The 25,213-nt window shown below is 31.7% G+C and carries 29 protein-coding genes and 1 other annotated feature; of the genes, 10 read left to right on the top strand and 19 right to left on the bottom strand.

Annotated elements, in window-relative coordinates:
* Nucleotides 1–802: 802 nt before the first annotated feature.
* The gene (locus tag E3U55_RS04435) at nucleotides 803–1,570 is read right to left on the bottom strand and encodes a hypothetical protein (protein ID WP_134339124.1); all 768 of its coding nucleotides are present in this window, start codon (nucleotides 1,568–1,570) and stop codon (nucleotides 803–805) included.
* Nucleotides 1,571–2,914: 1,344 nt separating this feature from the next.
* Here E3U55_RS04435 and E3U55_RS04430 point away from each other — a divergent pair.
* Nucleotides 2,915–4,024 (top strand): oxidoreductase, encoded by a 1,110-nt coding sequence (locus E3U55_RS04430; protein ID WP_134339123.1) that lies wholly within the window; start codon nucleotides 2,915–2,917, stop codon nucleotides 4,022–4,024.
* A 160-nt stretch (nucleotides 4,025–4,184) separates the two neighbouring features.
* Here the strand turns inward: E3U55_RS04430 and E3U55_RS17885 are convergent, their stop codons facing one another.
* Nucleotides 4,185–4,730 carry a peroxidase-related enzyme gene (locus E3U55_RS17885; RefSeq protein ID WP_323740400.1) on the bottom strand — a complete coding sequence of 182 codons (546 nt, stop codon included), beginning with the start codon at nucleotides 4,728–4,730 and terminating at the stop codon, nucleotides 4,185–4,187.
* A gap of 699 nt (nucleotides 4,731–5,429) precedes the next feature.
* Between E3U55_RS17885 and E3U55_RS04415 the strand changes: the two genes are divergently transcribed.
* Nucleotides 5,430–5,894, top strand: a complete 465-nt coding sequence (locus E3U55_RS04415; RefSeq protein ID WP_134339120.1) for an OsmC family protein — start codon at nucleotides 5,430–5,432, stop codon at nucleotides 5,892–5,894.
* A gap of 119 nt (nucleotides 5,895–6,013) precedes the next feature.
* Nucleotides 6,014–6,700 (top strand): Crp/Fnr family transcriptional regulator, encoded by a 687-nt coding sequence (locus tag E3U55_RS04410; RefSeq protein ID WP_134339119.1) that lies wholly within the window; start codon nucleotides 6,014–6,016, stop codon nucleotides 6,698–6,700.
* 41 nt (nucleotides 6,701–6,741) lie between these two features.
* On the opposite strand, the gene E3U55_RS04405 is transcribed toward E3U55_RS04410, so the two are convergent.
* Nucleotides 6,742–7,164 (bottom strand): hypothetical protein, encoded by a 423-nt coding sequence (locus E3U55_RS04405; RefSeq protein WP_134339118.1) that lies wholly within the window; start codon nucleotides 7,162–7,164, stop codon nucleotides 6,742–6,744.
* 135 nt (nucleotides 7,165–7,299) lie between these two features.
* Here E3U55_RS04405 and E3U55_RS04400 point away from each other — a divergent pair, with 135 nt between their 5' ends.
* Nucleotides 7,300–7,926 (top strand): flavodoxin family protein, encoded by a 627-nt coding sequence (locus tag E3U55_RS04400; protein ID WP_134339117.1) that lies wholly within the window; start codon nucleotides 7,300–7,302, stop codon nucleotides 7,924–7,926.
* Nucleotides 7,927–8,119: 193 nt separating this feature from the next.
* Here the strand turns inward: E3U55_RS04400 and E3U55_RS17530 are convergent, their stop codons facing one another.
* The 5 genes from E3U55_RS17530 to E3U55_RS04380 form a co-directional block, all read right to left on the bottom strand.
* Nucleotides 8,120–8,290 carry a hypothetical protein gene (locus E3U55_RS17530; RefSeq protein WP_194840816.1) on the bottom strand — a complete coding sequence of 57 codons (171 nt, stop codon included), beginning with the start codon at nucleotides 8,288–8,290 and terminating at the stop codon, nucleotides 8,120–8,122.
* Between the two features lie 324 nt (nucleotides 8,291–8,614).
* Nucleotides 8,615–9,748 (bottom strand): YeeE/YedE family protein, encoded by a 1,134-nt coding sequence (locus tag E3U55_RS04395; protein WP_134339116.1) that lies wholly within the window; start codon nucleotides 9,746–9,748, stop codon nucleotides 8,615–8,617.
* Nucleotides 9,749–9,767: 19 nt separating this feature from the next.
* Complete coding sequence (locus E3U55_RS04390) at nucleotides 9,768–10,028, bottom strand: sulfurtransferase TusA family protein (RefSeq protein ID WP_134339115.1); 261 nt, start codon at nucleotides 10,026–10,028, stop codon at nucleotides 9,768–9,770.
* Nucleotides 10,029–10,052: 24 nt separating this feature from the next.
* Nucleotides 10,053–10,421, bottom strand: a complete 369-nt coding sequence (locus E3U55_RS04385) for a rhodanese-like domain-containing protein (RefSeq protein ID WP_134339114.1) — start codon at nucleotides 10,419–10,421, stop codon at nucleotides 10,053–10,055.
* A gap of 10 nt (nucleotides 10,422–10,431) precedes the next feature.
* Nucleotides 10,432–11,349 carry a sulfurtransferase gene (locus E3U55_RS04380; RefSeq protein ID WP_134339113.1) on the bottom strand — a complete coding sequence of 306 codons (918 nt, stop codon included), beginning with the start codon at nucleotides 11,347–11,349 and terminating at the stop codon, nucleotides 10,432–10,434.
* 175 nt (nucleotides 11,350–11,524) lie between these two features.
* Here E3U55_RS04380 and E3U55_RS04375 point away from each other — a divergent pair, with 175 nt between their 5' ends.
* Nucleotides 11,525–12,532, top strand: coding sequence for a YncE family protein (locus E3U55_RS04375; protein ID WP_134339112.1), 1,008 nt, complete (start codon nucleotides 11,525–11,527; stop codon nucleotides 12,530–12,532).
* 369 nt (nucleotides 12,533–12,901) lie between these two features.
* A complete protein-coding gene (locus E3U55_RS04370) occupies nucleotides 12,902–13,357 on the top strand; it encodes a YndM family protein (RefSeq protein WP_134339111.1) in 456 nt (151 codons plus the stop codon).
* Nucleotides 13,358–13,427: 70 nt separating this feature from the next.
* Here the strand turns inward: E3U55_RS04370 and E3U55_RS04365 are convergent, their stop codons facing one another.
* Complete coding sequence (locus tag E3U55_RS04365) at nucleotides 13,428–13,769, bottom strand: thioredoxin family protein (RefSeq protein WP_134339110.1); 342 nt, start codon at nucleotides 13,767–13,769, stop codon at nucleotides 13,428–13,430.
* 231 nt (nucleotides 13,770–14,000) lie between these two features.
* Between E3U55_RS04365 and E3U55_RS04360 the strand changes: the two genes are divergently transcribed.
* Entirely contained in the window at nucleotides 14,001–14,672 is a 672-nt protein-coding gene (locus tag E3U55_RS04360; RefSeq protein ID WP_134339109.1) for a DUF421 domain-containing protein, read from the top strand.
* A 20-nt stretch (nucleotides 14,673–14,692) separates the two neighbouring features.
* On the opposite strand, the gene E3U55_RS04355 is transcribed toward E3U55_RS04360, so the two are convergent.
* The 7 genes from E3U55_RS04355 to metG all read right to left on the bottom strand — a co-directional run bounded on the left by E3U55_RS04355 (nucleotide 14,693) and on the right by metG (nucleotide 21,160).
* Complete coding sequence (locus E3U55_RS04355; protein WP_228547470.1) at nucleotides 14,693–15,238, bottom strand: MFS transporter; 546 nt, start codon at nucleotides 15,236–15,238, stop codon at nucleotides 14,693–14,695.
* Nucleotide 15,239: 1 nt separating this feature from the next.
* Nucleotides 15,240–16,724: an FAD-binding oxidoreductase gene (locus E3U55_RS04350; protein WP_134339107.1), complete on the bottom strand. Its 1,485-nt coding sequence runs from the start codon at nucleotides 16,722–16,724 to the stop codon at nucleotides 15,240–15,242.
* A gap of 26 nt (nucleotides 16,725–16,750) precedes the next feature.
* Nucleotides 16,751–17,203: a hypothetical protein gene (locus E3U55_RS04345; RefSeq protein ID WP_134339106.1), complete on the bottom strand. Its 453-nt coding sequence runs from the start codon at nucleotides 17,201–17,203 to the stop codon at nucleotides 16,751–16,753.
* A gap of 15 nt (nucleotides 17,204–17,218) precedes the next feature.
* Nucleotides 17,219–17,884, bottom strand: a complete 666-nt coding sequence (locus tag E3U55_RS04340; RefSeq protein ID WP_134339105.1) for an HAD family hydrolase — start codon at nucleotides 17,882–17,884, stop codon at nucleotides 17,219–17,221.
* A gap of 272 nt (nucleotides 17,885–18,156) precedes the next feature.
* Entirely contained in the window at nucleotides 18,157–18,747 is a 591-nt protein-coding gene (locus E3U55_RS04335) for a cell wall hydrolase (protein WP_134339104.1), read from the bottom strand.
* Nucleotides 18,748–18,991: 244 nt separating this feature from the next.
* Nucleotides 18,992–19,315: a hypothetical protein gene (locus E3U55_RS04330; protein ID WP_134339103.1), complete on the bottom strand. Its 324-nt coding sequence runs from the start codon at nucleotides 19,313–19,315 to the stop codon at nucleotides 18,992–18,994.
* Nucleotides 19,316–19,519: 204 nt separating this feature from the next.
* On the bottom strand, nucleotides 19,520–21,160 hold the full coding sequence (gene metG / locus E3U55_RS04325; RefSeq protein WP_134339102.1) for a methionine--tRNA ligase: 1,641 nt from the start codon (nucleotides 21,158–21,160) through the stop codon (nucleotides 19,520–19,522).
* A 67-nt stretch (nucleotides 21,161–21,227) separates the two neighbouring features.
* Nucleotides 21,228–21,487 (bottom strand) — a binding site (T-box leader).
* A gap of 224 nt (nucleotides 21,488–21,711) precedes the next feature.
* On the opposite strand from metG, the gene E3U55_RS17245 reads away from it, so the two are divergent.
* The 3 genes from E3U55_RS17245 to E3U55_RS04315 all read left to right on the top strand — a co-directional run bounded on the left by E3U55_RS17245 (nucleotide 21,712) and on the right by E3U55_RS04315 (nucleotide 22,856).
* Entirely contained in the window at nucleotides 21,712–21,849 is a 138-nt protein-coding gene (locus tag E3U55_RS17245; RefSeq protein WP_153801893.1) for a hypothetical protein, read from the top strand.
* A gap of 290 nt (nucleotides 21,850–22,139) precedes the next feature.
* Nucleotides 22,140–22,400 carry a DUF1292 domain-containing protein gene (locus E3U55_RS04320; protein WP_323740399.1) on the top strand — a complete coding sequence of 87 codons (261 nt, stop codon included), beginning with the start codon at nucleotides 22,140–22,142 and terminating at the stop codon, nucleotides 22,398–22,400.
* 27 nt (nucleotides 22,401–22,427) lie between these two features.
* Nucleotides 22,428–22,856, top strand: coding sequence for a hypothetical protein (locus E3U55_RS04315; RefSeq protein ID WP_134339101.1), 429 nt, complete (start codon nucleotides 22,428–22,430; stop codon nucleotides 22,854–22,856).
* 45 nt (nucleotides 22,857–22,901) lie between these two features.
* Here E3U55_RS04315 and E3U55_RS04310 read toward each other — a convergent pair whose 3' ends face one another.
* From E3U55_RS04310 to E3U55_RS04300, 3 genes are all read right to left on the bottom strand, one after another.
* Entirely contained in the window at nucleotides 22,902–23,267 is a 366-nt protein-coding gene (locus tag E3U55_RS04310) for a DUF1360 domain-containing protein (protein ID WP_194840815.1), read from the bottom strand.
* A 98-nt stretch (nucleotides 23,268–23,365) separates the two neighbouring features.
* Entirely contained in the window at nucleotides 23,366–24,286 is a 921-nt protein-coding gene (locus E3U55_RS04305) for an ABC transporter permease (RefSeq protein WP_134339099.1), read from the bottom strand.
* Nucleotides 24,279–25,145, bottom strand: a complete 867-nt coding sequence (locus E3U55_RS04300) for an ABC transporter permease subunit (protein ID WP_134339098.1) — start codon at nucleotides 25,143–25,145, stop codon at nucleotides 24,279–24,281. The genes E3U55_RS04305 and E3U55_RS04300 overlap by 8 nt, the downstream gene beginning before the upstream one ends.
* Nucleotides 25,146–25,213: the final 68 nt, after the last annotated feature.

Here is a 25,213-nt window from a genome sequence, read left to right as displayed (position 1 = left end):
TTAAAAAATAACTTCAAATACTAGTGTAAAGGGCACCATTTATTGTGAATACGATAATTCACTACCTAAAATATAACTTATATCCATATTATAAAGGTGTTTTCCTTCTTCAACATGTCCCGCCTATTCATTGTTCAACATTAGTTAAAAAATTTTATTTATTGCTTTGTCTAACTTTGTATTTTGCGAAAAAGGGATAGAGAAGTCCAATAGCTATAATCCCAATTACTGTGAACAATATATTTAAATCGATAATCAAAACTATCACTCCAGCACAAAGAGCAAATAAAGACCTAGTTTTCATGGTAACAGTATGCGCAGTACCACACTTCTGACACTCTATTGTATTTTTTTGTACTTCCTTCCACGAAAATTGTTTACCGCAGTTTAGGCACTTCTGTATAGACATAAAATTCAACCTTTCTAAGGTAATTTTAACATTGTCTATATCTTAATAATTAAAGAAAAATGTACCAAATCTTCTTCAACTATTCTGCCTTTTAGTCGATCAACACGAACCTTACTTCTTAAACTAATGCCCCCAATAGCTTAAGAAAGTAAATTAACTTTTTTTAAAGAACTTCACATACAACATACTCAAAAATACAATGAGTGTAATTGAACTCCCATAAAACCACAGTGAGCTATACCAAACATGTCTAAAACTTTCCAGAAAGCTCATTCCCCCTTTACTTGGAGGAAGAAAAGAATAAGTTGATACTTCAACAAAGAACAATACATTAAAAAATATCATTAGGAGTATACAAAGTAACCAGCCTCCAGGTTTAATAGTCATATCATTCTAGCCCCCAATACGGTTTGTTACAGGATGTGAAGGAATAGTAACATACATGTCATAGATTCTTTTTAACCCTTTGACATATCTTATATAAGCTTCCTTTTCTGCTCCATTTTCATAAAGATTTAATGCTTCTCTAAATACTTGTTTTGTTTCGTTCGCCCAGTCATTAAACGACGTTTCTAAATTTAAATCTTTCATTCGAGATACCACTTGAATATCGTATTCAATTGCATCACCTAACGACTGATTATTTTTGTAATCAATTAAGATGCGCTCTTCTGTTATCTTAAAAAACTTATCAAAATCTTGTATTCGTTTTAAACTTTTAGTCTTCCCTTGAGCATTCGGTTTTGCATTTATGCGCCAGCTCAAGTAGTTATGGAGGAGATATGCTCCATACTCCCCAATCTCTCCATCAATATTTTCTTCACTATGAAAGGTATAGCGAACTGCCAGCGCAGCAGTTTCTTGATATAACATCTCTTTTTCTTGTCTTGTTAAAGGTTTTATTTCATCGTATATTTTACAAATATCTTTTAAGTGAATAGGAATGTCTTTTCCTGTTACATCGTTACATTTTTCTTTATTCACTTTAACCAAAGGGGTATTATCATTTGCATATAATGTTTCAACTTTATGTTCACTTTTTATACTTTCCTTAACCCCATTAAGAAGTTCAGAATTCAAAGCTTTATCCACCGTTTGATTATTACATGCTACCAATAAAATTGAAACAAGCAGTATTAAAAATGGATATTTTTTAAACATTTCCATCCCCCTTTTATATATCCTTCTTCAACTCTTCTGCCCCGTTACTTTAAGTACATTTCTTCACAAACTTTCATTTATTTTAACATAAAATCCCAAGTTATTTAGTGCTTTTTAGAAAATTAGGAAAGGTATTAAACGCAAAAAAGAATAGGCTTTTAACCTATTCTTTGATTTATAAGTTAGTTAAGCTCATAACGTTGATTATGTCATATGTTGTGAAGGTATTTATATTTTTTCCGATATTATATTAGAAAGGATGAGAAGAAAAATGAGAAAAATCTATTTTTATATTCCGCATGTCTTATGGTTGGTAATTACAATAATATATATAGAATTTGAAATTATTAATACATTAGCAAAGTCATTTTTCTACATTTTAATCAGCATAATTATCGCAGTTATTTTAGAATTTAGAAAGAATCTATTGTTAAACAAACTAAATAAACACTTTAGTCTAATAAGTATTACTCTATTTGTTATAATTAACTTTTTATTAGGCAATGTTGCTACATTCTTATGGATGTTTTTTATTTGGTCCAGTATATTAATGTCTAATTTTAATCAGAATTTATTGAATAACCAAGATATTTATTTACTTCCGTTAGATAACTACGTGTTAATAGGTTTTGTAATGATTTGGTTTGTTACTAATGCAAGTATTCTAAGGTTAAACAATTGGAAACATATATTATTTTTATTCTTTAGTATTTTAATTATGCTAATAATTCCTACTTTTGGAATATATGACTTCTTTAATAGTTAATCATGTCATTTATTTCAGATATAATTGAACTTAGTTGGTCATTTATAGTCATCTTGTAAGTGCTCTTTTTAGGCCCAACTATTTACACTACATGAAAGTTAAGATCCTTCGACAATGTTTTAACTAAGTATTTCAAACACATTTCCTTTACGAATAATAGACAACAATTTTGAACGTCTATTTGATCTCTTCGCCCATAACCTATTCTTGATCTATTCTTTATTAGGTTGGCATTCAAGTCTAACTTCTTGCTCGCCTCCTCTATTAACCCAAGCAGAATTAATTAAAAACTTTTCGCATCTAATATACATACACTTAGCTATTTAATGTAAAATAATATTTCCCCTTTTTCAAATTCAACGAATGCTCATACGTCTTTGGTGTTTGATTGATTTGTTCATCTTCCCATGGAATTATTTTATTACATGCTTTCTGATTAGACTGAACTACTTCGAATAAAGTTCCATATCGATAGCCAAACTATTATTTGAGTAATTTAATGATAAGCATAAATCTTGAATTGAAGATAATCTTCTTATAACATTCATTAAGAAAGATTTGAAGAAAGGATGTAAATAATGACACATCATACTCTTTATTCCGAATTTAAGTTAAAAAATATAAACTTAAATAATCGCTATATTGTAGCGCCTATGACGAGAATAAGTGCTAATCAAGATGGAAAAGCCAACGAAACAATGCAAAAGTATTATGAGCGCTACGCTAAAGGTGGATTTAGTGCGATAATTTCTGAAGGTATTTATCTAGATGAAAGTTACAGTCAAGGTTATGAAAATCAACCTGGGCTCGCGACAGAAGAACATTTAAATGCTTGGAAACCAGTGGTTAAAGCTGTTCAAAGACACGGTTCAATAATGATAGCACAGCTTATGCATGCTGGTGGACAAAGTCAAGATAATGCATATACAAATGAAACAATCTCTCCTTCAAATATTCCACCAAAAGGAGAGCAATTAGGTTTTTATGGTGGTTCAGGAGCATTTCAAACACCTAAATCCATGACTATTACAGATATTGAACAAGTAACAAACTCATTCGTAAAGAGTGCTGTCCGTGCTAAAAAAGCCGGTTTCAACGGTGTTGAAATTCATGGGGCAAATGGTTATTTATTAGATCAATTTTTAACTGATTATTTAAACCACCGTAATGATCAATATGGTGGTTCAAAAGAAAACCGATTAAAAATTTTCTTAGAGATAATTGGTAGTATCCGTGAAGCAGTAGGTTCAGATTTCATCGTAGGCATTCGTATCTCCCAAATAAAAGTATCTGATCCTGATCACAAATGGGCTGAAGGTGAAAAAGAAGCTGAATATATTTTCTCAGAGCTTGGAAAGACTTCTTTAGACTATATTCATGTTACTGATGGTGATGCAACTAGTCCTTCCTTTGGTGAAAATTCGCGCACATTAGCAAAAGCTGCAAAAGAATTCTCAAATCTACCGGTAATCGCTAATGGAAAATTAGGTAACCCTGACAAAGCTGAAGAGTTATTAAAGAATAATGAAGCAGACTTAATATCATTAGGCACTAGCGCATTAGCCAACCCAGATTTACCAAATAGAGTTCGTAACAATATGGAACTTAGTGAATTTGACTTTGAGAAAATTCTACTACCTCTAGCGTATGTAAAGGATCTAGAATTAAATATGAGAATCGTTCAATAATATTTAGAAAATGATTGAGCCACAACATTTTTGTTGTGGCTCTCATGTATTGATTAATTATTAGAGATAATAATATAATTTTTAAATATATGCATTTAATTAGTTGTAAATCATGGTGAACCAGCATATTCGTTATTTAATGAAGAAAGATAATATCAATTTAAGAATTATAGTAAAAATCTTTTTCTAATTTGACACCTAGTCCCTCTGCTATTCTATTTACAAAATTAAAGTACGAAGCAATCTGACAAACATCAAGTACTTCTAAATCTGAACACCCAAACTCCTTTAATTCAATTACATCCTCATCTGTAACACTATGCGGTTTTAGAGTTAATTTTACTGCATACGTTAAAATAGCAATGGTTTTATCATCTAAATCAGCCAGTTTGTAGTCTTTTTTTAATTGCTTCACTAGAAGTTCATCTTTAGTTAACATATGGAGCGCCGCCCCATGGTGTTCAGTTCAGTAAAAACACTCATTTTCTACAGATACAACGGTAGCTATCATTTCTCTAACCGATCGTGATAGGGGTGATTTACCAAACATAATTACTTTATAATATTCCAAATGAGCCTCTAATGATTTTGGATTCAAAGAATGTACTTTTAGTATATTAGCCATCTTTCCATTAAACTTATCATAAAGATCTTTTAATTTACCTTCCGCTTCATCTGAATCAATCATCTGAATTCGTGCACCCATAATTAAGTACTCACACCCTCTCTAATTTAGTAAAATTATATAGATAATGTTTTAGTTTATCAACATGCATTTATAATTTATAACCTTAAAATTTCCTCAAACGAGTATACTGTAGCTTCCCTCAACAACAAAGGTAAAGGTTGATCTATTAAAATATGATTGTACCTAGATGCATCTTCCTCTATAACATTTACTAATTCAAAATCTATGTTGTGTTTTTTTAAGTAATTTATTGAACGTTGACATCTTTTACAACTATTAATAACAAACAATAAATTTTCCATTAGATCACCTCTTATAATTAACAAGACCATTCTATAAACTTCATCAATACCTTTGGGACAGTACCTAGTTTTCCATTTGTATTTCATATTATAAACTAGCATTTATATTAAGTCCCCCACCTTTTTACCGCATTGATCTCTAATTTCTGTATCAGTCAGACTAGATAATAAACGTCTGGTTCTGTATAAGTTACCCATGTACTAATTTATAACCCCATTTACTTTTAAGCTCCAATATTTAATAGCTTTTCTCACTTATAAATATAACTTTAAGGGATAAAATCACAAAACTAAGTAATCTATCTTTCATATAGCGAATATTTTCTATGTAATTTAAATTACATCATAATTTCATCAAAATGGTTAGAATATAACATGTAACAATCAAACACTACTATTAAGAGGAGTGATCAATATGTCTACAATGGTAGAAGAAATTAAAGCTAGTGCTAAAGGCATGCAAACAGTGGGGCATTCCAAAGATCATCAAATAATTATTGACGAACCATCTTCTATGGGAGGTAGAGACGAAGGTGCTAATCCACTTGGCACACTATTGGTTTCATTAGCTGGTTGTGAAAATGTTATTGCTAATATGGTAGCCAAAGAAATTAATTTTGATTTACAAGGTATTGAATTTGAAGTTAAAGGTGAACTTGACCCAAATGGAATGATGGGAAAAGAAGGAGTTAGACCATATTTTCAAAAAATATTTGTGAATGCTAAAGTGTCCACAAGTGAGTCTGATGAACGAATTCAAGAACTTCAAAAAATCGAACGAATTCAAGAACTTCAAAAAATCGTTGATTCAAGGTGCCCAATCTACACGTCATTAGAAGCTGCAGATATAGAAATGGTTCCAAGTTGGACTAAAGCATAATTTTAATAGATACGTTTAAAGCATGAGCTAAAAACATATACAGCTCATGCTTTATTTATTACACTTTGAGTTATATTTTTTAGTATAATGAAACAAATATAGTTAAAAGGGTGACTGAAATGGACTCTAAATTAATGCTCTTATCTCAGATTAGTTTATTTGATGAATTACCAATAGATGAATTAAAAATTATTGATGAAGCCAGTCATATGAAGCCCATTAAAAAAGGTACTAAAATACTAGATCCCTTATCACCAGTGCAATCCCTATTTCTTTTAAAGCAGGGACAAGTTAGGCTATATCGTATAAATAGTGAAGGTAAAGAATTCACTGTCGATATTTTATTTGATGGAAACGTATTTGGGGAAACCTCTACTTTATCATTAACTGACGATAACATTTACGCAGAAGCAATGACTGACTCTCATCTATGTATATTAGGAAAAGAAGAATTTGAAAATTTCCTTGAGAAAAATCCCAAATTGGCTCTAAAGTTTATTAACATTCTCTCTTCAAGGTTAAAAGAAACTTATAGTATGAGTGAAAAGCTTGCGCTTGGTGATGTCAGGTACCGTATATTATACCTTTTATTAAAATTAAGTGAAAAAACAGGTAAACGTAAAGATCAATGGCAATCTATCGAAATGAAATTAACGCATTTAGATATAGCAAATATGATAGGTTCAACACGTGAGACTACTAGTGCAATCATTAGCCAACTTAAAAAAGAGGGTTTAATAAAGAAAAATGTTCGTTTTTTCTCAATTAACGTAGATTTAGCTAACAAAACGTTACATGAAATGTGAATATAGAAAGACCTGAGCTTTGTATAGCTCAGGTCTTTCTCTTAATTATTTCTTGTTCGAAAATACACGACTAATGCAACAATAGCTGTAAAGAAAATATGCGTCATCAAACTCATGAGTTGATCAGAACTAAAAGCATTAGCCAAATTAGTCCCCACACCCATCATCATTGGCATAATTATTAATGGTCCAATAATCCATATTAAGGCCCCATATAAAATGGTTAATAGAATTAAATTAAGTTTAGTTACTGTTGTTAGTAGCACAAAACCTATACCAAAAATAATACTAATCATTAAGTGAATAATCCAACCAACTAACAGTGATTGACTTCCCATCATAGAAGCAATCATCTCAATTCGCCCCATCACTTGCATCATAACACCAAATATAACACCGCCAATAATTCCTCCTACAATTCCTGTTACTATTATCCTTTTATAATTAATTTTTGTTCCATTCATATAAATCACTCCTCCTTCTAAGTAATCCAAGAGTATATAAAATAGTTATAATAATCTGTAATTTAAATTACAAACTTATAATTAATTGTTTAAAAGGAGGATTATCAGGCAATTTGTTAATCAAGGAGTGATACTATGACAACTATTAAAGCTTTAGTTCTAAATGCATCATTAAAATCGTCTTCTGAGCAATCACACACAGAAGCACTTTCAGATGAGGTTTTAGACATTCTTTCAAAAGAAGATGTTGAAACAGAAACCGTACGATTAGCGGATTATAATATTTATCGAGGGATTAGTGGAGATATGGGGAAAGGTGATGAATGGCCACAAATTTTTGAAAAGGTAAGAGATGCTGATGTTATCATCATAGGTACACCATTATGGCTCGGTGAAAAGAGTAGTCTTGCTACATTGGCGATTGAAAGATTATATGGAAGTAGTGGAGAAACAAATAATAAGGGACAATCCATTTATTATAATAAAGTTGGTGGAGTTGTTGTAACTGGTAATGAAGATGGAGCTAAACATGCGGCAGCCTCTATATTATATGGACTTTCACATATAGGGTTTGTTATACCGCCCAATGTTGATGCTTACTGGGTTGGAGAAGCTGGCCCTGGACCTTCGTATATGGACGGCCGAGGTCCTCAAAATGAATTCACTAAAAAACATGTAGAAATGTTAGCATATAATACGCTTCATCTGGCTAAACTTTTTAAAAATTACCCTATACCATCTCAAGGTAATTTACTTGATTAGTGACCTAGTCGATCATTAAACTTTATATTACTGTTTACTACAAGCATTTTTATAGTATATTGTGACTTTAATTACCTAAAGAATAAAATACCTCTTTTTAATAATTAATTAAAGGTTATGAGGTAACAGTTATTATTGACTTGCATTAATTAAATTATTGGAATGGCTGACTACTTTGACAGCCATTCCCTTTTTATTTATTCTGTCTTTTATTTCTTTTCCCGTTTATATTTGTAAACTCACTATCTTCAGCAAATTCAGTGTTATCTGCCGTTTTATTATTTCTTTTCGGCTCTGTATTGTACTTAAGTACATTTTTTTGTCTACCTTTGTCCTTGTTTTTATTCTTGTTTTCTTCAGACATAATTATATTCCTCCTTTTCTATAGTATGCCCTTGAACAAAATTCTTATTTTAAAATCCTCCCCTTTTCATTCTCAACATGATTAAATTATTCCCTCTTTGGAAGAATAATTAATGAGGATTAAATATTATTGTTAATCTAAATTCAAAATTTATAATAGCTACTAATTATATTACTTAAGTTTTTATGTGTAATATCTTTTAGACCTTCCTATTGACCAATTACATATCTAGAACACGCTCCTCTTTCAGCAATATAAAATAGCCTCAATTCCATTAAACATCAAACGAAATTGAGGCTACAAAGGTGATTTTATTAATTATACTTAACTAGCTATATCATCTTCAAAATCCATTTTTTGAAATAATAATAATGGCATCTTAAAGATATAAGCAGTTGCAATAAACACTCCGACAGCCATACCAATAACCACAATAATACTACTTATGGAGAGGCCGCCAACTCCTGAAACAACATTTGCAATGTTACAACCAGGTGCTAGTCTGGAGGAAATCCCCATCAATAATCCGCCACCAATGGCATATGGTAGACGTTTCTTTTTAGGTAAACGCAATCTGAAACTTCCACTTAAAAGTGAAGCAACAAATGCACCAAGAACGATAAAAATAATCAATGTTTCTTCAGGTCCTATTCCAATGCTGGGGAAGCTCGCAAACATTTGGTTTAAATAAGTGTTGTTATAAATGAACTCTTCACCAAATATGAATGATAACGCCACTCCGACCATTCTCGTTTCAGGCCCTGTGATACTAATTGACGACATTATAATAAATTGAACAGTTGCAATAACTCCTAATAAAAAGGCAACTAATCGGATATCCCAATGAGAACGTTTTAAAGGATTACCTTTAAGATCCATTGCAGCTTCCTTAAAACCGTTAAAGAACCCTTTTACACCGAATTGTCTAATTGTGATTAAAATCATTACACCTACTATTAGTATCGGTAGTAATAAAAAAGGTAGATTTAATTGGAAAAGGCTAAATCCTGATTCTGCTAACTGGAGAGGTTGCTGAACATAGTTAGCTGTCCATGGATCATATACAAGCGCAAACAAGATATTTCCAATCATCATGCTTATAATAACAATCCAAAATTGAACATATCCCATACCCGCTCGATATAATGCACCAGATGCACAACTTCCCGCAATAGTCATACCTATACCAAATAAAAGACCACCAACTAAGTTGGTAAACCCAATAGGAACTGACCAAACTTCACCAATAGTTGACCAGCCAAAGGTTAAGCTTATCCCCCATCCCATCATTGCTGTAGCAATCAATATGAGCACACCTTTTCCTAAACGGCTGTCTCTCACACTTACAAAATCTCGGACAGAAGCAACGAAGCAAAAGTCAGCTTTTTGTAATAAAAACCCGTATAAAAATCCAAAGATTGCCGCAGCAATAAACATATCTATTAAGAAAAATTCCATTTTGTATCACCTTTATTGTTTACAATTTTCGTAGATAGATTTTGTATAAGCCGTTTTCTTCTACGATTCCTAATACTTCTGCAATTTTATTCATCTTAACAGCTGCTGGGATTGTTTTTGTTGCGATTGAATGATCTGTTTCTTCAACAACAACTTCACCTGGTTTTGCTTTTTTCAATGCACTTAAAGCAATATTTAATGTGTGTGGGCAAACTTCTCCTACCCCATCAACATGATGGTTAATTTCTAACCCTTTTAATTCTTCTGCTTTTAAACTCATGTTAATTCCTCCTAATCTAGAACTCTACTTTTTATATAAATTAGAAATACTTTCAATGATATTCGTTTCACCAGTCTCAATTTCATCTTGCCACTCTAGCATGCCGCCTTCGTAATTAGCGACATTCTCTATTCCATTCATTTTGAAAAACTTTGCTACTTCTTGACTTCTTCGCCCACTTCTACAAACAAATATATAAGGTTGATCTTTTTCAAATTGATCGATTAGATCTATAATTTCACTCATCGGAATGAGAGGAATATCTGGTATATGCCCCTCCACGTACTCCTCATATTCACGTACATCAATAACGTATTCAGAAGAATTTGAGTTTATTAGATCATTTAATTCCTTATAATCAATCTGTTTAATACCTTCTAATTCATTAGTCATCGAAATCACCTTACCCATCAATAGGAGTATCAGGGTTATTCCCCCACTGAGCCCATGAACCTTCATATGGACTTACATTATCGTAACCTAGCAATCTTAAAACAAAGTAAGAATGCGCTCCACGTACGTTTGTTTGGCAATAAGGTACGATTTTCTTATCTTTAGTTACGCCAGCTTCTTCAAATTGCTCTTTTAATTCATCAAATGATTTAAATTTAGGAACACCTGCATCATTCTTAGTTACTGCTTCTTTCCATTCAATGTGAACAGCGTTTGGAATATGTCCACCGCGCTCAGCACGTAAGTTTTCACCAGTGTATTCTTCTTTAGAACGTGTGTCTAAGAAAACCACATCCTTACTATCTAAACTATCTAACACTTCCTGTTGAGATGATTGTAAATCTTCATTAGCTTCTGCTTTAAAGTTCCCAGCAGCTACAGAAGATTTCTCTGTTGAAATATCATGACCTGCATTTAACCAACCAGTGTATCCGCCGTCTAAAATTTTAATATCTGTGTGACCATAGTATTCTAGTGCATAAAATAATCGAGCAGCAGCTAAACTATTTCCATCATCATAAATGACTACAGTAGAGTCTTCATTCACACCCAGTTTCTGCATTTGACCAGCAAATTCTTCAGGTCCAATCAAGAAACCTTCAACTTCAAAGTCTGGATCTACCAACTGTCCCCAATTATATGAAGCTGCACCAGGAATATGCCCTTGATCAAATCCCTCTGCACGCATATCAATAAACGTTATACTCTCATCTTCTAAATGATCCTTTGCCCACTCAGTATCAACTAACAAATCAGCATTGGGATATGTTTCTTTATCTGAACCATCTGAAGATGATGTATTCGCACATCCAGCGATTAGAAGTAATAATAGTATTCCTATAGACCAAAATATTTTTTTAAAATTCATAATTTAATTTCCCCCTAATTTTCTTGTTGTTATCCACCGAAAATTATACTATCATTAATCCGATAAAATTACAATGGATTAATTCCAAGTAATCTGATAAGATTTATTAAGCATATTATAATATATATGTGTTACAATTAAAAATGGTTAAATTTACACAAGGAGCGAGACGGAAATGAAGCATAACTTATTAATTATTGCCCTTATATTCATTTCATGTTCCCTAGCAGGTTGTGCGATGGTGACACAGGATGAAATCGATGAGCAGAATAAAGCAAGTCAATTAACGAGTGTTCAATTTTATGTACCTAGCGAAGCAGATAATAAGATATCAATAATAGACATTCGTTCAAGTAAGGTTGTTGGAGAAATTGAAACAGGTGAAAAACCTGCCAACTTAGTTTTTTCTAGTACGATGCGACGCGCATATGTCGCTAACCAAAACAGTAGTACAGTCGGAATCATCAATACACAATCATTAAAAATGACCAAAGAAATTGAGGTTGGACCACTTCCGCATGGAATAGCTATAACTCCTAACAATAAAACGTTATATGTCACAACAGTTGGCGATCAATACGTCTATGTGATTAATACTGAGCAAGAAAAAGTTGTTAACCAAATTGATCTTGGAAAAGGTGCTAAAACTAATTATCCATATTTAAACGGTGATCAACTTATCGTAAGTGATCATGAGAACAATCGTGTATATTTAGTGGAAAATAATAAACTTACTAAAACATTTGAAACTTCATCTACACCTAGAGTTATAAAAACGAATAATAATGGAAATCAATTATATGTTGCCACTAGTGAACAAGTTGAAGTTTTTGATATACCAAATGGAGAAAAAGTAGCTCAATTTAAAGTTGGAGAAGGTGTTACAGACTTTGTTATCACTGAAGATGGTTCTAAACTAATTTCAACAAATATGGAAGGCAAAAGTATTACCATCTATGATTTAGACAATCAGAAGATAATTAAGAAATTAGACAATATATCAACGCCTAAACACATTTCATTTAATCGTAAACAAACAAAAGCATATATCACTTTAAATGGCACGAATAAAGTTGCTGTATTAAACATGGAGACAAATGAAATTGTGGAAGAAATTACCGTTGGTGATGCTCCACATGGAATACAAATAAAAGCGCTACCTGGAATTGGCGGAAGCTGTTAAATAAAAAGAGCTGACTAAATTCAATCTTTAGTCAGCTCTTTTTTCTAATGTAATTTGAATAATAATTCAAAATTAGTATGGTAATACTTCTGGATTCATTTTTAGGGAATCAACTACTTCATCAAAGTTGTTAATCATATGAAGCTATTTCAAAGTTTCCATAAAAATTATGGTTCAGGCAGAAGTAATTTTTTTAAAAAAAGGCGTAATATATTATTTATATTTGTGAAATGGATGTTCAATTTTTTTGAAAAGTTAATCTCAAGACCGTGATATATCATTATCTAACTTCCTTCTTTCACCATCATTAAATAAATAATATTCATTAATATAGCCATACTAATCAATAAAGAAAGGAGGAAAATAACGATGAATCATTTTAAGCTAATTTTAACTAAATTTGTTGCATGCTTTGTTTTGCTATATTTAATTCTGGGCTTCGGTTATGATGTAGCGTTTAATAATGTACTATTAATCAGTATTGCACTCACTCTTATTTCTTATATTGGGGATGCTTTTATCTTACCGAGAACGAATAACACTATTGCAACAGCAACTGATTTCGTATTGGCTTTTGTTGTGATCTATTTCATGCTTGATATGCTGACCTATGGAGGAGATTTATTAACTGCTTCACTCATTTCTAGTGCGGGATTAACAGTTTTTGAATATTTCTTTCATAAGTGGGTTAAATCTGAATATAACGAAATGGAAACCGAGGAAAGACCTTCTGTAAATCATCGAAACTTACAAACAGAATTTTCGGAAGACAACTCATTAGATAATATTAACGATTCAGATACTCATGATGAAGATAAAACATAAATTAACAAGTTGCCTCATGCACGAAATTTTCCAGTGAAAAAAGCATCCAAATAACTGGATGCTTTTTTACTTATTTCGTTGAAGTTATTTTTTTGAAATAATCTTCAAGGTATTCAGTTACCTCATCAGGCGTTTTAGCATATGCACTATGCAAATGACCAACTTTTTCTCCTTCTTTAAATACCAATAGACTTGGAATCCCCATCACTTGATATTCTTCAGCAAGCTCTGGAAATTGGTCTTTATCTATTTCATAGAAAGGAAACTCTTCAAATTTGTCTAGAACACTACCAATAAAAAAGTCCATACGTTTACAATCAGGACACCAGTCTCCAGAAAACTTAAACACAACAGGTTGTTCTTTCGTTATTAATTGATTAAACTGTTCTTTACTTTCAATAAGTTCAGCCATGATATACAACTCCCAATATTGTAATTTAAAATAGTATTTTTGTCTCTATACAGATTTTAAATGGTCTTTGACTAATATTCAATCTTAGTGTTTGGTTACGAGTCAATTATGTATATCTAATGTTAGAAATATTCTTCGGGCCCTCCCTTCCCTTTTCTCATTCTGATCTTATGTATGACGATACACTTATTCAACATACTAAAACTTAGACTAATTTATAGGGTGTCGTATATGCTTGGATTAATTGCTGAAATTACATTACTTTTTATTGTTTATGTTACTGGTGTACGTTTATTAGGGAAATCCGCTCTAGCTCAATTGACGGCTCATGACTTCGGAGCTATATTTTTTCTTGCATATGTGTTATTTGGTTCCATAGACGTAAAGGGAATTTCTCAAGGATTAGCCGGTGGTATAACTGTTATTATTCTTTATTTAACAATTTCTAAACTTACGCTCATAAATAAATTAAATAAATATCTAATTGGAGATTCAACTTATTTAATTAAGCATGGTAAAATTATGTCGCATAATCTAAAGAAAAGCCGTTACACTCTTATGGAACTATTATCTACAATAAGAACAGCTGGATATTTTGATATCAGTGACATAGATTACGCTTTATTAGAACCTAATGGTGAAATTAGTATACTCCCTAAAAAAGATAAAACGTTTGTGACTCCCAGTCATCTCGATATAGACGTTTCTGATCCTGGCTTACCCATCATTGTTATTATTGAAGGTAAAATACAACACAACCATCTTGACTCTTTAAATAAGGATGTAGCATGGTTAGAGAATGAACTTAAACAAAAAGGCTTCGATCATACTGATGGAATCTTTCTTGCTACAGTCAGAGATAAAGATTTAAATTTAAATGTGTATTCTGAACAGAATTTCTAAGAGAGCTGGATTCAAGGCTCTTAATTAACATCTCTAGATTCATTTATAAATAAAATAAACCACCCACTAACAAATAAAATAATTGATCCAAAATAAAAAATGATATCCACAGTTAATAAATCAATTAAAAATCCACCGACTATTACCGCGAATCCTGAGAATAAAGAGACCCAAAAGTGGTAAGAGCCTATTTTCTTACCCCGTGATTCTCCATCAGTAAAATCAGCAACAATGGCTTTTTCACTTGTTTTTTGCATAGCACCCAATATACCTAATAGAACCTGTATGATATAAACTTGTCCGATGCTTGTTATTATTGGAAATGTTAAATAAATCAGTGCACTTCCCCATGTATTTATAAGCAAAAATGATTTTCTGCCTACTTTGTCTGACCGTCTGCCTACCCAATGATGGACTAAAGCAGAACTAATGGTGAAAATACCATAAGCTATGCCGAACTCAGAAAAATTACCTCCAACTTCACTTAAGAAAATAATATAAAAAGGAAAAACCAACCCAGTACCAAATAATAATAGACTTTGAGAAATAACTATCCATTTAAGCATCTTATTTAGCGTACCTTTCATAGAAATTATTCATAAAGCGTTCGTTCGGATCATATTCCAGTTTGCGTTTAAAAAACGATTCGATTTTAGGATAGGCTTTACGAATTTGATCTTGAGAAGGAAATAACTGATAGGTCAAATAGTATCTACCATTCAATTCAAGAGCCTGATTAACAATTTTTTGAGTTGATAGTTTCATATGAGCAATCCCTTCATCTGATAATTCATGATTAAATAGAAGTACTAATGCCAGAGTATCTTCTTTAGCATAAGTAAGGTAACCTTCATTATGTTTAGGTGTGTAACGAACTGTTACATTCATTAAATTTAAGTCATCTTCCTTTACAATCTTTCTAAGACCATCTACAAACTCCTCAAAATGGTCAACTGGGATAAAATATTCTTGGAGAATATCAGTATCTTTATCTGAATCATATTCCAGGAATTCAATCGGAGGTCTCATTGCATTATTTCGAGACACAACCTCCCCCTCTTCTTTTTCTGCATATAATTTCTGCTGCAGATCCCATACTAAATTCTTTGCCCAATCATACTTTCTTGATAAACCAAAGAAGAATTTATCCCTTAAAACATTTTGTTCTTCATTTAACTCGACAAGTTCTTCATAGTCATCTTCATTAGTTGGATACCGATCATCACCTTTATCGATTGTACGATACGTTGTCATATACATATCATTCAGTAAATCATCAGGTGTTGCAGCTAATCGGGCAAAATGCAAACCAACATCGTCATTGTTGGCGATTTGTTTTATTATGTATTCGGGATAATCTTTATAATTTATCTTTTCAGTTTGTGATACGTAGATTTCATTGTCCGTTAATTCTAAAGTGACATCTAGAATTACACCAAATAATCCATAACCACCAATAACTAACTCAAATAATTCTTCATTCTCGTTTCTGCTCACATTAATGACATTTCCGTCAGCTTTAAGTAATCGAAATGATTTAACGGTTTCAATTAGAGGTCCGTATTGTGGATCTCGTCCATGAACATTCGAGCTTAATGACCCACCTACAGTAAAAACATTAGATGATTGCATAACCTTTATGGCTAACCCGTGTGGATTTATGTAATCTTGTATTTGTTCCCAAGTCACACCACTTTGGACCTTAATGGTTTTTTCTTTTTCATCTAATTTAAGGATTTTATTATAATTAGACATATCTAAAAACACAGAGTCTTGATAGAATGCATGTCCACCCTGACTATGCCGGGCCCCACCAATTGATATCTTTAAATTATTTTCTTTAGCCGCCTTAACCGCTTCAACCAAGGCCGCTTCTTCTTCTCCTTCTACTATTTCATAGACCCGATCTGGAAATAATCGACTCACATCATGGATTAACAATTTGTCTTCTGTTTGATTTATATAGATTGAAAGAGCAAACGCAGCACCGTAAACCACGATTGCCAATAGAGAGATAAGCTTTAAATTATAGTTTTGTTTTAACCAATTCAATATTTCTCTTCTCCTTAACTTTGTATCTAGAAGTCTACTTCTGCAATCTCAAGCATTTCATCTAATAGGTCTTTATGTTGTTTTAATGAAATCCGCGGAGTCCACGATTCGTCAACTCGACGTTGTAAAAATATGAACGTACCGTTTTCTGTTACATAAAAACTATAAGGGAAATGATCTGTAAAATGATATTGTTCATTATAAAACCCTAATATATAAGTGTCTTTAGATTTTATCAATTTAAATATGTCATCATTATTAGACCTTTCTACTTCAAGCTCTTCTACTAGATTTAATATTTCTTGAATGGTTTCTGTATCCTCAACCGTTTTAGATAAATCAGTTGATGAGCTATTATTTATTACTTTTTGTACAACTAGTCTTTTAAATGACGTTTTGTTATCAATCACTATATCTTCTTCACTTGAGCATGCAGTTAGAATTAATAGCGATATTACTAAAATTAAGGTTTTTTTCATGTAATCAAACCTCTCTTAGGGATTAATTTTATCTATTATGTCTATAATCTCGACTAAATCTTTAATGATAAAATCGGCATCTGCTTTGCCGTAATAGCAGTCTTCCTTCCAAACACTTATCATACCAATGTGGTTTGAAGCCTTAATATCTTTATCTGGGTGATCTCCTACAAAAATACATTCACCCGCAGACAAATGATGTCGATCTAAAGCCTTTCTAAATAGTCTTTCATCAGGTTTTTTCATACCTTCCCATTCTGAAATCAATATCGTGTCGAAGTAGTCTTCAATTCCTAAGGCTTTAATGTTATCCATTTGGAATTGGCCCCTGCCATTTGTAATAATTCCAAGAACCAAATTATTAGACTTTAAATTTTTAATGGTTTGCATAAGACCTGGAAAAGGTGTGCAACAATCTTTAAAGTTATTTAAGTAATCTTTAAGCAAACTTTGCCAAGTAAGCGCAGAGATATTAAAGTGTTTCATTAATTGTTGATAAACTTTATCTTTCCAAACATAACCACGGTCATCTAATTCAATAAATTTTGTTATGTAATCATCTTTTGAAACAACTTCTAATGGTGAGATGAACTGGTTGTATTGATATTCAACGAATAACTCAAGTGTACGTTCACGATTTAATAGTGTACCATCTAAATCAAAAAATATTGCTTTAATCATTAAATTACTCCATTATACTTAGTATTTATACTGTAAATACATATTAACATAAAATACCAAATATCCGTTTGAAATTTTATTTAAAATCCCCTTTTTTAAAGAAGGGAATTTGATATACTTGTTTTATTTTTAAAAAAATGACTACCATTACTCTTTGTTCTTAAACTGTTTATCTTGCTTTTCATTGCTTTTTTTCCTGCTAATTTCTAATGACAGAATTAGTAAATGGACATAAAAAAAGTCACAGTGTTAAAAACTGTGACTCTAATTATTTACTTTGCGAATCTATGCTTTCCAATAGTTATTGTTGTTTCTCTAGAGAAGACCCATGAGCTTGTGGAGGTAGCTGGATTATAAAAATATAGTGATCCATTACCTTTCCCTCTAAACTCTAATGCTTCCTCTACTGCTTGCTTAGCTTCTTGACTAGCAGGCAATTTGATTTGACCATTTTTAACAGGAGTAAATGCATAATGGCCACCTGCTTTTTCATAAATAACTTCTTTTACTGAGTTAGGAAATTGATTGCTGTCCACTCTGTTTAATACAACTGTAGCAACTGCAACTTTACCTGCATAAGATTCACCCTTCGCTTCAGCCTGGACTAAGCGAGCAAGTAAACCTTTATCAATATTACTTACAGCCGTTGGAATGGTTAAGGTTTCACCAATCTTTAAATAATCATCGTACTTATTGTTTGTTCGTTGTAGTGCTTCAAGTGGAACATCATATTTTTGGCTAATTTTCCATAATGAATCTCCACTCTTTGCTGAATATTTTGTAGTTTCTTCTGCAGTTATAGAAGTAGTGGATAGTGTAACTATTGTTAACGCGAAAATAATCGCTGTAATTACTGTTCTCATTATTATCTTCCTCCTATATAATCACTTTCAGAATTATATTAACAAGATAATAATGACGGTTCAGCAGGTAATAATATCCATGATTAAATATGACAAACAAGAACCCTTATAAAGAGTGACTTACAAGGTTTATGTTAAAAGCAGTTAACAAATTTTAATAAGTTGTAAAGTAATCATCCTGATTATTTAGTAAACAAATAAAACCGTTGGAAATTGTAAAATAGCGATTTCAACGGTTTTATTCTTAGTCCTGATTAATTTTAGTACGAATTAAAGTAGCATTAGTTTTTACAGGTTTTGCTGTTTCACCCATTTGTTGAATTAAAGAAATCAGTTCATTTTTCATTTTATCTGCAATCCAATTCATATCATTAACAAACTCTACTTTTGCATTAATATCATTAGAGTCGATGATTTCGAATTCTTCGCTTTGTTCTCTTCCTCTTTTAATACGTACATGACCTAATTTATCACTCTTAGGATTACCGAAGTTTGTTGACTTAACTAACACAGTTTGCTTATCAATTGTTTCAGTCAACTGTGTAACTTTAAAATTATGTTCGTTCATATAGTGTTGAATGTTTAAATTATTAATATGAACCACCTCTTAAATTAATATGTTCTATATTAATTATAACCTAGTTTGGAGAATAATGTATGATATTAGCCCGAAAAGTTAATTTAAATTAATACTTTGATGCAATACCGTGCTTTTGTAGCGGTTCAAAGTTCTTTTATAAATTTAATTCTCCTACCTGTAAAATATTTATATTCAGTTTTCTAAGGTCTGATGCTTTAATGCCTCTAGTTCTTTATCAATTTGATTTATATCTATCCTCTTAAATAAAGGCCTAACTTCATTAATATAAGTACTTTGAACATTCGCTTCTTCCCACGTTGAATGACTAAGGCCTAACACGTCTTTGATTTTTTGACTTGAAAATGGTAAAAATGGTTCGAGTAATTGAGATAAATTCACAATGATATAAACACAATTTAATAATGTATGTTTGCATTCAGTAGGTTCTTCATTTACCTGTATCCAAGGCTTTTGTTCATCAAAATATTTATTAGCATAACGAATAAAATTAAAGACCCCTTCTAACGCTTCTTTAAAATGAGCTTTTTCAATAAGCTTGCCAACATGTTCATATAGTTCCTCTACTCTAACTTTAATGTCATGATTCACATCGGATTTAGGTATTTGGCTTTCATATGACTTTTCAATAAATTTTAATGTTCGATTAACAAAATTTCCATAAGCGCCTAATAACTCACTATTATGACTATAAATAAATTCTCGCCAAGAGAAGTCAGCATCACGGTGTTCAGGTGCATTAATAGTTAAAAAATATCGTACGGAGTCAGCCCCATACCTTTTGAGTATTTCTTTTACCCAAATTGCCCAATTTCTGCTCGTTGATAATTTCTTCTGTTCAATAGTTAAATACTCATTAGATACAATATATGTTGGTAGTGGCTGTTGGTTAAACCCTAATAAAATTGACGGCCAGATAATCGAATGAAATGGAATATTATCTTTTCCATGAATGTAATAGGATTTTGTATCTTTCCCCCAAAAACAAGATGCGTCTTTGTTATGTTCTAGCTCCCATTGTTTACTTGCAGAATAGTAACCAGAAACAGCTTCAATCCAAACATAAATTTTCTTATCTTCATATCCTTCAAACGGAACACTCACACCATTAGGCAAATCTCTAGTTGCTGCGCGATCATGTAGACCTTCTTTTAAATATCTCTCTGTTAACTGAATAGCATTATCTCGCCATTGTCCATCATTTTTAACACCATCTAGATAAACCTCAATGTCTGACTGAAAAGAACTTAACTTAAAATAGAAATGCTCGGTTTCCTTAGCTCGTGGGGAATTACCACAGGTCTTGCACTTTTTGTTTAATAAATCTAAAGGATCTAATATCTTTGAACAGAAGTCACATTGATCACCTCTTGCTTGTTTGTGACAACTCGGACATATACCTTCTACAAATCGATCTGGTAAAAACTGTGCACAATAATCACAATAGCATTGTTCCACCTTTTGCTTATACAAATGATTATTATTTAATAATTTCAAAAAAATCTTCTTTACAACTTCATGATGTAACTTAGAATCGGTTCGTGAATAAGTATCATATGAGAATCCTAATTTGTTGAAGTCTTGAATGAATTCTTCGTGATAGTGATCTGAAATCTCTTTTATTGAGACATTTTCTTGTTTAGCTTTAATCGCAATAGGTGTACCATTACAATCACTTCCAGAAACAAATAGCACCTTCTCACCTTTCATTCTATAATACCTAGCCAAAATGTCCCCTGGTAACAAGCTTGAAATATGACCTAAATGTAAAGAACCATTGGCATAAGGCCAAGCACCGCCTATAAAAATACACATTTGCATTCCTCCCTATATTTTTATAAAATTTATGGAATAAAAAAACTCGCCCAAAGACAATGAATTGTCTAAGGACGAGATACACTCGTGTTACCACCTTATTTCACTAATAACTCACATTATTAGCCTCATTAAGTACGGAACAAGTTGTTCTTATACTCTGACATTGATAACGAGTGTCAAATCTCGTCAAAGTCTAATTAGTTATCTAACTCAACTTTGAAGCTCAGAGGCCATTTTCAATCAACGATCTTCAACTTCTTCTCACCACCCGAAGCTCTCTGTTTGAACATCAAATTGATTTACTCTTCTCTTCAACGCTTTTTCCATAATTTTTAAATATTATGACACAGTTTCCAAAAATTTAATAGTGCAAATTCAAAAAAATAACTCACTTTTGGTCATTTATATAAATTATTTAGACAAAATACTAGTTTTCTAGTATAAACAACCACACTGAATAGGATTATAAATATATATTAGACAGTAAGAGTACAATTATCTAACTAAAAAATTAGTTACGATAAACCATTTTTTGAGGAGGGTTATTAATGGAGGAAAAAAACAATCAAATGAATGAAGAAGAGATGATGACTGAGTCTCATGAGGAAAAAAGAGATCCGTGGTCTGACCTATTATTTGGACGTCGTCCCGTTCAAGATATGGCCGAAGAAAATGATGATGAATAAAATATTAATAAGCCAGTAGTTATTCTGCTACGTTAAGACTGCCGAGAAGGTTTTCGGTGGTCTTTTTATTTTATACTCACTCCGTATATGATTTTCAATCAAACGTTTGATTGAAATCTTTATATTGTTTAATTAAGGCTATGGCATTTAATTAATCTTTTTCAATTGTGAACTTTTTAAACTTTATACAATCAACTCTCAAAAAATCAAACAAACGTTTGATTGGTTTTTGAATGATTTGAACACGATCGACAAAGACTAATTGTAATCTATAATTGGAGGGCTTAATCGTGGATGACAATAAAGATATTATTACAATTAGAGACGAAATTGGAGATGAACGGGATTTAATTGTTGAAGCATTGTTTGATATGGAAGAAGAATCGTATGCTCTTTTAAAAGATGTAAATGACACATTTCTTATGAGAATCGATTATGAAGGTGACGAACAAATATTAGTTCCTATCGAAGATGCTGAAATACGGGATTCAATCCTTGAAGCATATGAAATAGCGTTAGATGCAACACCTGGGGATAATGAAGATTTTTAGTGAAGTCAATTTCATGAGGTGATTTGATTGAAATGTCTTAGTATTGTTTTATTAACTATACTGCTTTTACCATCGTATATATCTGCAGAAATTGATGACAATTTTAGCGTTGAGATTTTTGATATTGAAGCAGAAAAAGTTATAAAAATTATTCACAAAACAACTGAAATGCAAACAGAAATAGAGAAATATGTAGATCACATAACTGGTATATATAAAGGGCTTAATCCAGTACCCCAAAGCGGTTATATGGTTAAGATTCCATTAAACCCCAAAATAAAAATTGATAATGAATGGCTTCAATCTGAAGTTGATACAGTTATTATTATAATACCGGAAGACAAATCACCTTATTTACTAACATTTGATGAAGAAAATCTGCCTAGAGTATTTTTATTTGATGAGGACATTAATCAACTACTCAATGAGTTAGACTTTGATCCAGATGAACAATAGAAGTACTTGATAAAAGTACTTCTATTGCAACTTTACATATACTCATTAATTTCTCTTTAAGTAATCAACTAATTTTACACCGACCCCTACAAAGGTTTCTAATATAGCTTGTGCACCTGCTATTGAAAAGATAAAAATGATTGGCAAAGCTATTTCAGGAATATATAAGTATCCTAAAGCCATAAATAAGGCACTCCACACTCCTGCACACCAATAACAATTTAATAAATAACCAAATTTAGATGTTGGCACATCTTTTGTTTCTGTGTGTCCATAAGAATCTTTTATGGACTTTTTTCTCAAGAAGGGCTTCCTTATAAACTCCGTGATCTTGTCAAAAACAATTAGATGTGTAAATCTATAACTTGCCAAAATAATCATTAAATAGGTCATCCAATTTATCTCTATCATAATTGATTCCTTTCAATGGTATGATATGTTTAATTTTTCACAATCTACACCGTTCATACATAAAAGGAAGGTTATATTTGTTTAAACAATGATTAATATTATATATGAGGATACCTCTTTAATTGATCTCTCTGGTAAATTTCTATACCTCTAGACAAGAGGTAAAAAGAAAATATAGTAATAACAAATGCTGCTAAGGGATACATCAATATCCATTCATAACTATAAATAAACGAACGCCATTGCCCAATTAACCCTGTCCACTCATTAGTTTTTGAAAGGTATACTGCTGGTCCATGTAATCTCAAAATAGTTCCACCTAAAAACAGCTTAAAAATCCCTAATTGACCCATTAAAGTTAAGGTTAGAATAATCTCTTTAATAAATAATGATAATAACGAACCTCGTAAGTGTGGAATAATTTGTTTGGTCGTTACCCACCATGGTCCAGCCCCTAACGCTCTCGAAGCAGTAATGAACAGATTCTTTTTAAGTTCGATTGTTTTACTTTTGGTTGCTGAAAATACACCAGGTACTCCTATTAATACCATTAAAACTGTCTGTAAAAATGTTAATTCAAACACGGAAAGAGATGAGTTTATAGTTATTCCAAATAAAACAAAGTAGAGTATTAGGAACTGTGGGATACTTCCTAATAAACCAAAACCAAATCCCAAATTGTTATTTTTAGAATTTTTTAAGTTACCCATGAGAATGCCTAGTCCTCCGCCTACTACTACTCTCATAAAAGCAACTAAAAGACTAATAAATATAGTATATTTAGCACCATGCAGTAAAAGTGTTAAAATATCATAGCCCCATTTGTCTGTACCAAAAGGATGCTTTGCAGATGGAGGTGCAGGATTAGAAATGATACCGTAATCATCCTCCCCATTATAGAAATACTCGACTTCCATAACATAATCCTCATCGTATGGTGCTATAGCCGGTCCTATTATTGCTATTATTATTAGAATTGCAGTTAAACTTAACCCAACCCAAAGTCTCCAATTAGTCATTTGCAAAAACCCTTTCAAGAAATTTAATAAATATGATTAGGCAAAAATATAGCAGCATATAAACAATAGTTAAAGAAAATAAAGTGTTAACGGTTAGGTTAAATTGATAAGAATAACTATTAAATATAAAAGCTGATAAGCCGTTTATATTAAACAAGTATTCGACAATAAATAAATTAGACATCATTATAGCGAGAACCTTATGAAGATCTGCTTTTAAAAACGGCAAGATATTACGGATTACATGATGAATGATAATGTGTAATTTTTTTATACCTTTAGATTTGGCGCTTAAAATATAATCTTCGGTCATAATATCAAATGACCTCTCTGATAAGCTTCTTATTAAATAGATTAATGGGATCAACACCATCACCATAAGCGGAAGTAAAATAGCTGGTTCAGTAGATGACCTGGTTGCTACTCTGGAAAGTGCGATGCCATATTCTTCATAAATATAAACTACAAAAATTTGAAGAAAGATTATCATGATAAAATCCGGAATAACACTTAATAAACCAATAATATCTTTAATCCACTCTTTTTGTGTTAAACTAACCCATATGGATAGCACTAAAGAGAATGAAATAGCGATTAATGAAGCGATTAACAAATATAAAAATGATGTAACAAAATGACTCGGAATATCTGCAAAGAAGCTTTGTATGCGGTCTTCACCTTCAACGTATGTAAAAGTTTTACCTGAAAGAACACCCTTGAAAAACATCGAAATATGTTCAAATGCAACTGCCCAATTGATATGTAAAGAACCACCAGAAACAACTATTGATAATGGTAAACTTGCTAAAAAGAAAACAGTTAAAATTAATATTGAAAACGTTACTAGGTTACGATACATGTCAATTCTCCTATATGTTAGGTAAAATACAATAAAAGAAAAGAGCCTAAAATGGGCTCCTTACTTAC

It is taken from the genome of Filobacillus milosensis (genome assembly GCF_004402015.1).
GTDB classification, from domain to species: Bacteria; Bacillota; Bacilli; order Bacillales; family Alkalibacillaceae; genus Filobacillus; species Filobacillus milosensis.
The sequence above is the reverse complement of the archived record's forward strand: the minus strand, read 5'-3'. Positions and strand labels throughout refer to the sequence as shown.

Excerpts from the sequence above, each read along its gene's own strand:
- E3U55_RS04435 (WP_134339124.1), bottom strand. The coding sequence starts at position 1,570 with ATGTTTAAAAAATATCCATTTTTAATACTGCTTGTTTCAATTTTATTG.
- E3U55_RS04430 (WP_134339123.1), top strand. The coding sequence starts at position 2,915 with ATGACACATCATACTCTTTATTCCGAATTTAAGTTAAAAAATATAAAC.
- E3U55_RS04415 (WP_134339120.1), top strand. The coding sequence starts at position 5,430 with ATGTCTACAATGGTAGAAGAAATTAAAGCTAGTGCTAAAGGCATGCAA.
- E3U55_RS04410 (WP_134339119.1), top strand. The coding sequence starts at position 6,014 with ATGGACTCTAAATTAATGCTCTTATCTCAGATTAGTTTATTTGATGAA.
- E3U55_RS04405 (WP_134339118.1), bottom strand. The coding sequence starts at position 7,164 with ATGAATGGAACAAAAATTAATTATAAAAGGATAATAGTAACAGGAATT.
- E3U55_RS04400 (WP_134339117.1), top strand. The coding sequence starts at position 7,300 with ATGACAACTATTAAAGCTTTAGTTCTAAATGCATCATTAAAATCGTCT.
- E3U55_RS17530 (WP_194840816.1), bottom strand. The coding sequence starts at position 8,290 with ATGTCTGAAGAAAACAAGAATAAAAACAAGGACAAAGGTAGACAAAAA.
- E3U55_RS04395 (WP_134339116.1), bottom strand. The coding sequence starts at position 9,748 with ATGGAATTTTTCTTAATAGATATGTTTATTGCTGCGGCAATCTTTGGA.
- E3U55_RS04390 (WP_134339115.1), bottom strand. The coding sequence starts at position 10,028 with ATGAGTTTAAAAGCAGAAGAATTAAAAGGGTTAGAAATTAACCATCAT.
- E3U55_RS04385 (WP_134339114.1), bottom strand. The coding sequence starts at position 10,421 with ATGACTAATGAATTAGAAGGTATTAAACAGATTGATTATAAGGAATTA.
- E3U55_RS04380 (WP_134339113.1), bottom strand. The coding sequence starts at position 11,349 with ATGAATTTTAAAAAAATATTTTGGTCTATAGGAATACTATTATTACTT.
- E3U55_RS04375 (WP_134339112.1), top strand. The coding sequence starts at position 11,525 with ATGAAGCATAACTTATTAATTATTGCCCTTATATTCATTTCATGTTCC.
- E3U55_RS04370 (WP_134339111.1), top strand. The coding sequence starts at position 12,902 with ATGAATCATTTTAAGCTAATTTTAACTAAATTTGTTGCATGCTTTGTT.
- E3U55_RS04365 (WP_134339110.1), bottom strand. The coding sequence starts at position 13,769 with ATGGCTGAACTTATTGAAAGTAAAGAACAGTTTAATCAATTAATAACG.
- E3U55_RS04360 (WP_134339109.1), top strand. The coding sequence starts at position 14,001 with ATGCTTGGATTAATTGCTGAAATTACATTACTTTTTATTGTTTATGTT.
- E3U55_RS04355 (WP_228547470.1), bottom strand. The coding sequence starts at position 15,238 with ATGCTTAAATGGATAGTTATTTCTCAAAGTCTATTATTATTTGGTACT.
- E3U55_RS04345 (WP_134339106.1), bottom strand. The coding sequence starts at position 17,203 with ATGAAAAAAACCTTAATTTTAGTAATATCGCTATTAATTCTAACTGCA.
- E3U55_RS04340 (WP_134339105.1), bottom strand. The coding sequence starts at position 17,884 with ATGATTAAAGCAATATTTTTTGATTTAGATGGTACACTATTAAATCGT.
- E3U55_RS04335 (WP_134339104.1), bottom strand. The coding sequence starts at position 18,747 with ATGAGAACAGTAATTACAGCGATTATTTTCGCGTTAACAATAGTTACA.
- E3U55_RS04330 (WP_134339103.1), bottom strand. The coding sequence starts at position 19,315 with ATGAACGAACATAATTTTAAAGTTACACAGTTGACTGAAACAATTGAT.
- metG (WP_134339102.1), bottom strand. The coding sequence starts at position 21,160 with ATGTGTATTTTTATAGGCGGTGCTTGGCCTTATGCCAATGGTTCTTTA.
- E3U55_RS17245 (WP_153801893.1), top strand. The coding sequence starts at position 21,712 with ATGGAGGAAAAAAACAATCAAATGAATGAAGAAGAGATGATGACTGAG.
- E3U55_RS04310 (WP_194840815.1), bottom strand. The coding sequence starts at position 23,267 with ATGATAGAGATAAATTGGATGACCTATTTAATGATTATTTTGGCAAGT.
- E3U55_RS04305 (WP_134339099.1), bottom strand. The coding sequence starts at position 24,286 with ATGACTAATTGGAGACTTTGGGTTGGGTTAAGTTTAACTGCAATTCTA.
- E3U55_RS04300 (WP_134339098.1), bottom strand. The coding sequence starts at position 25,145 with ATGTATCGTAACCTAGTAACGTTTTCAATATTAATTTTAACTGTTTTC.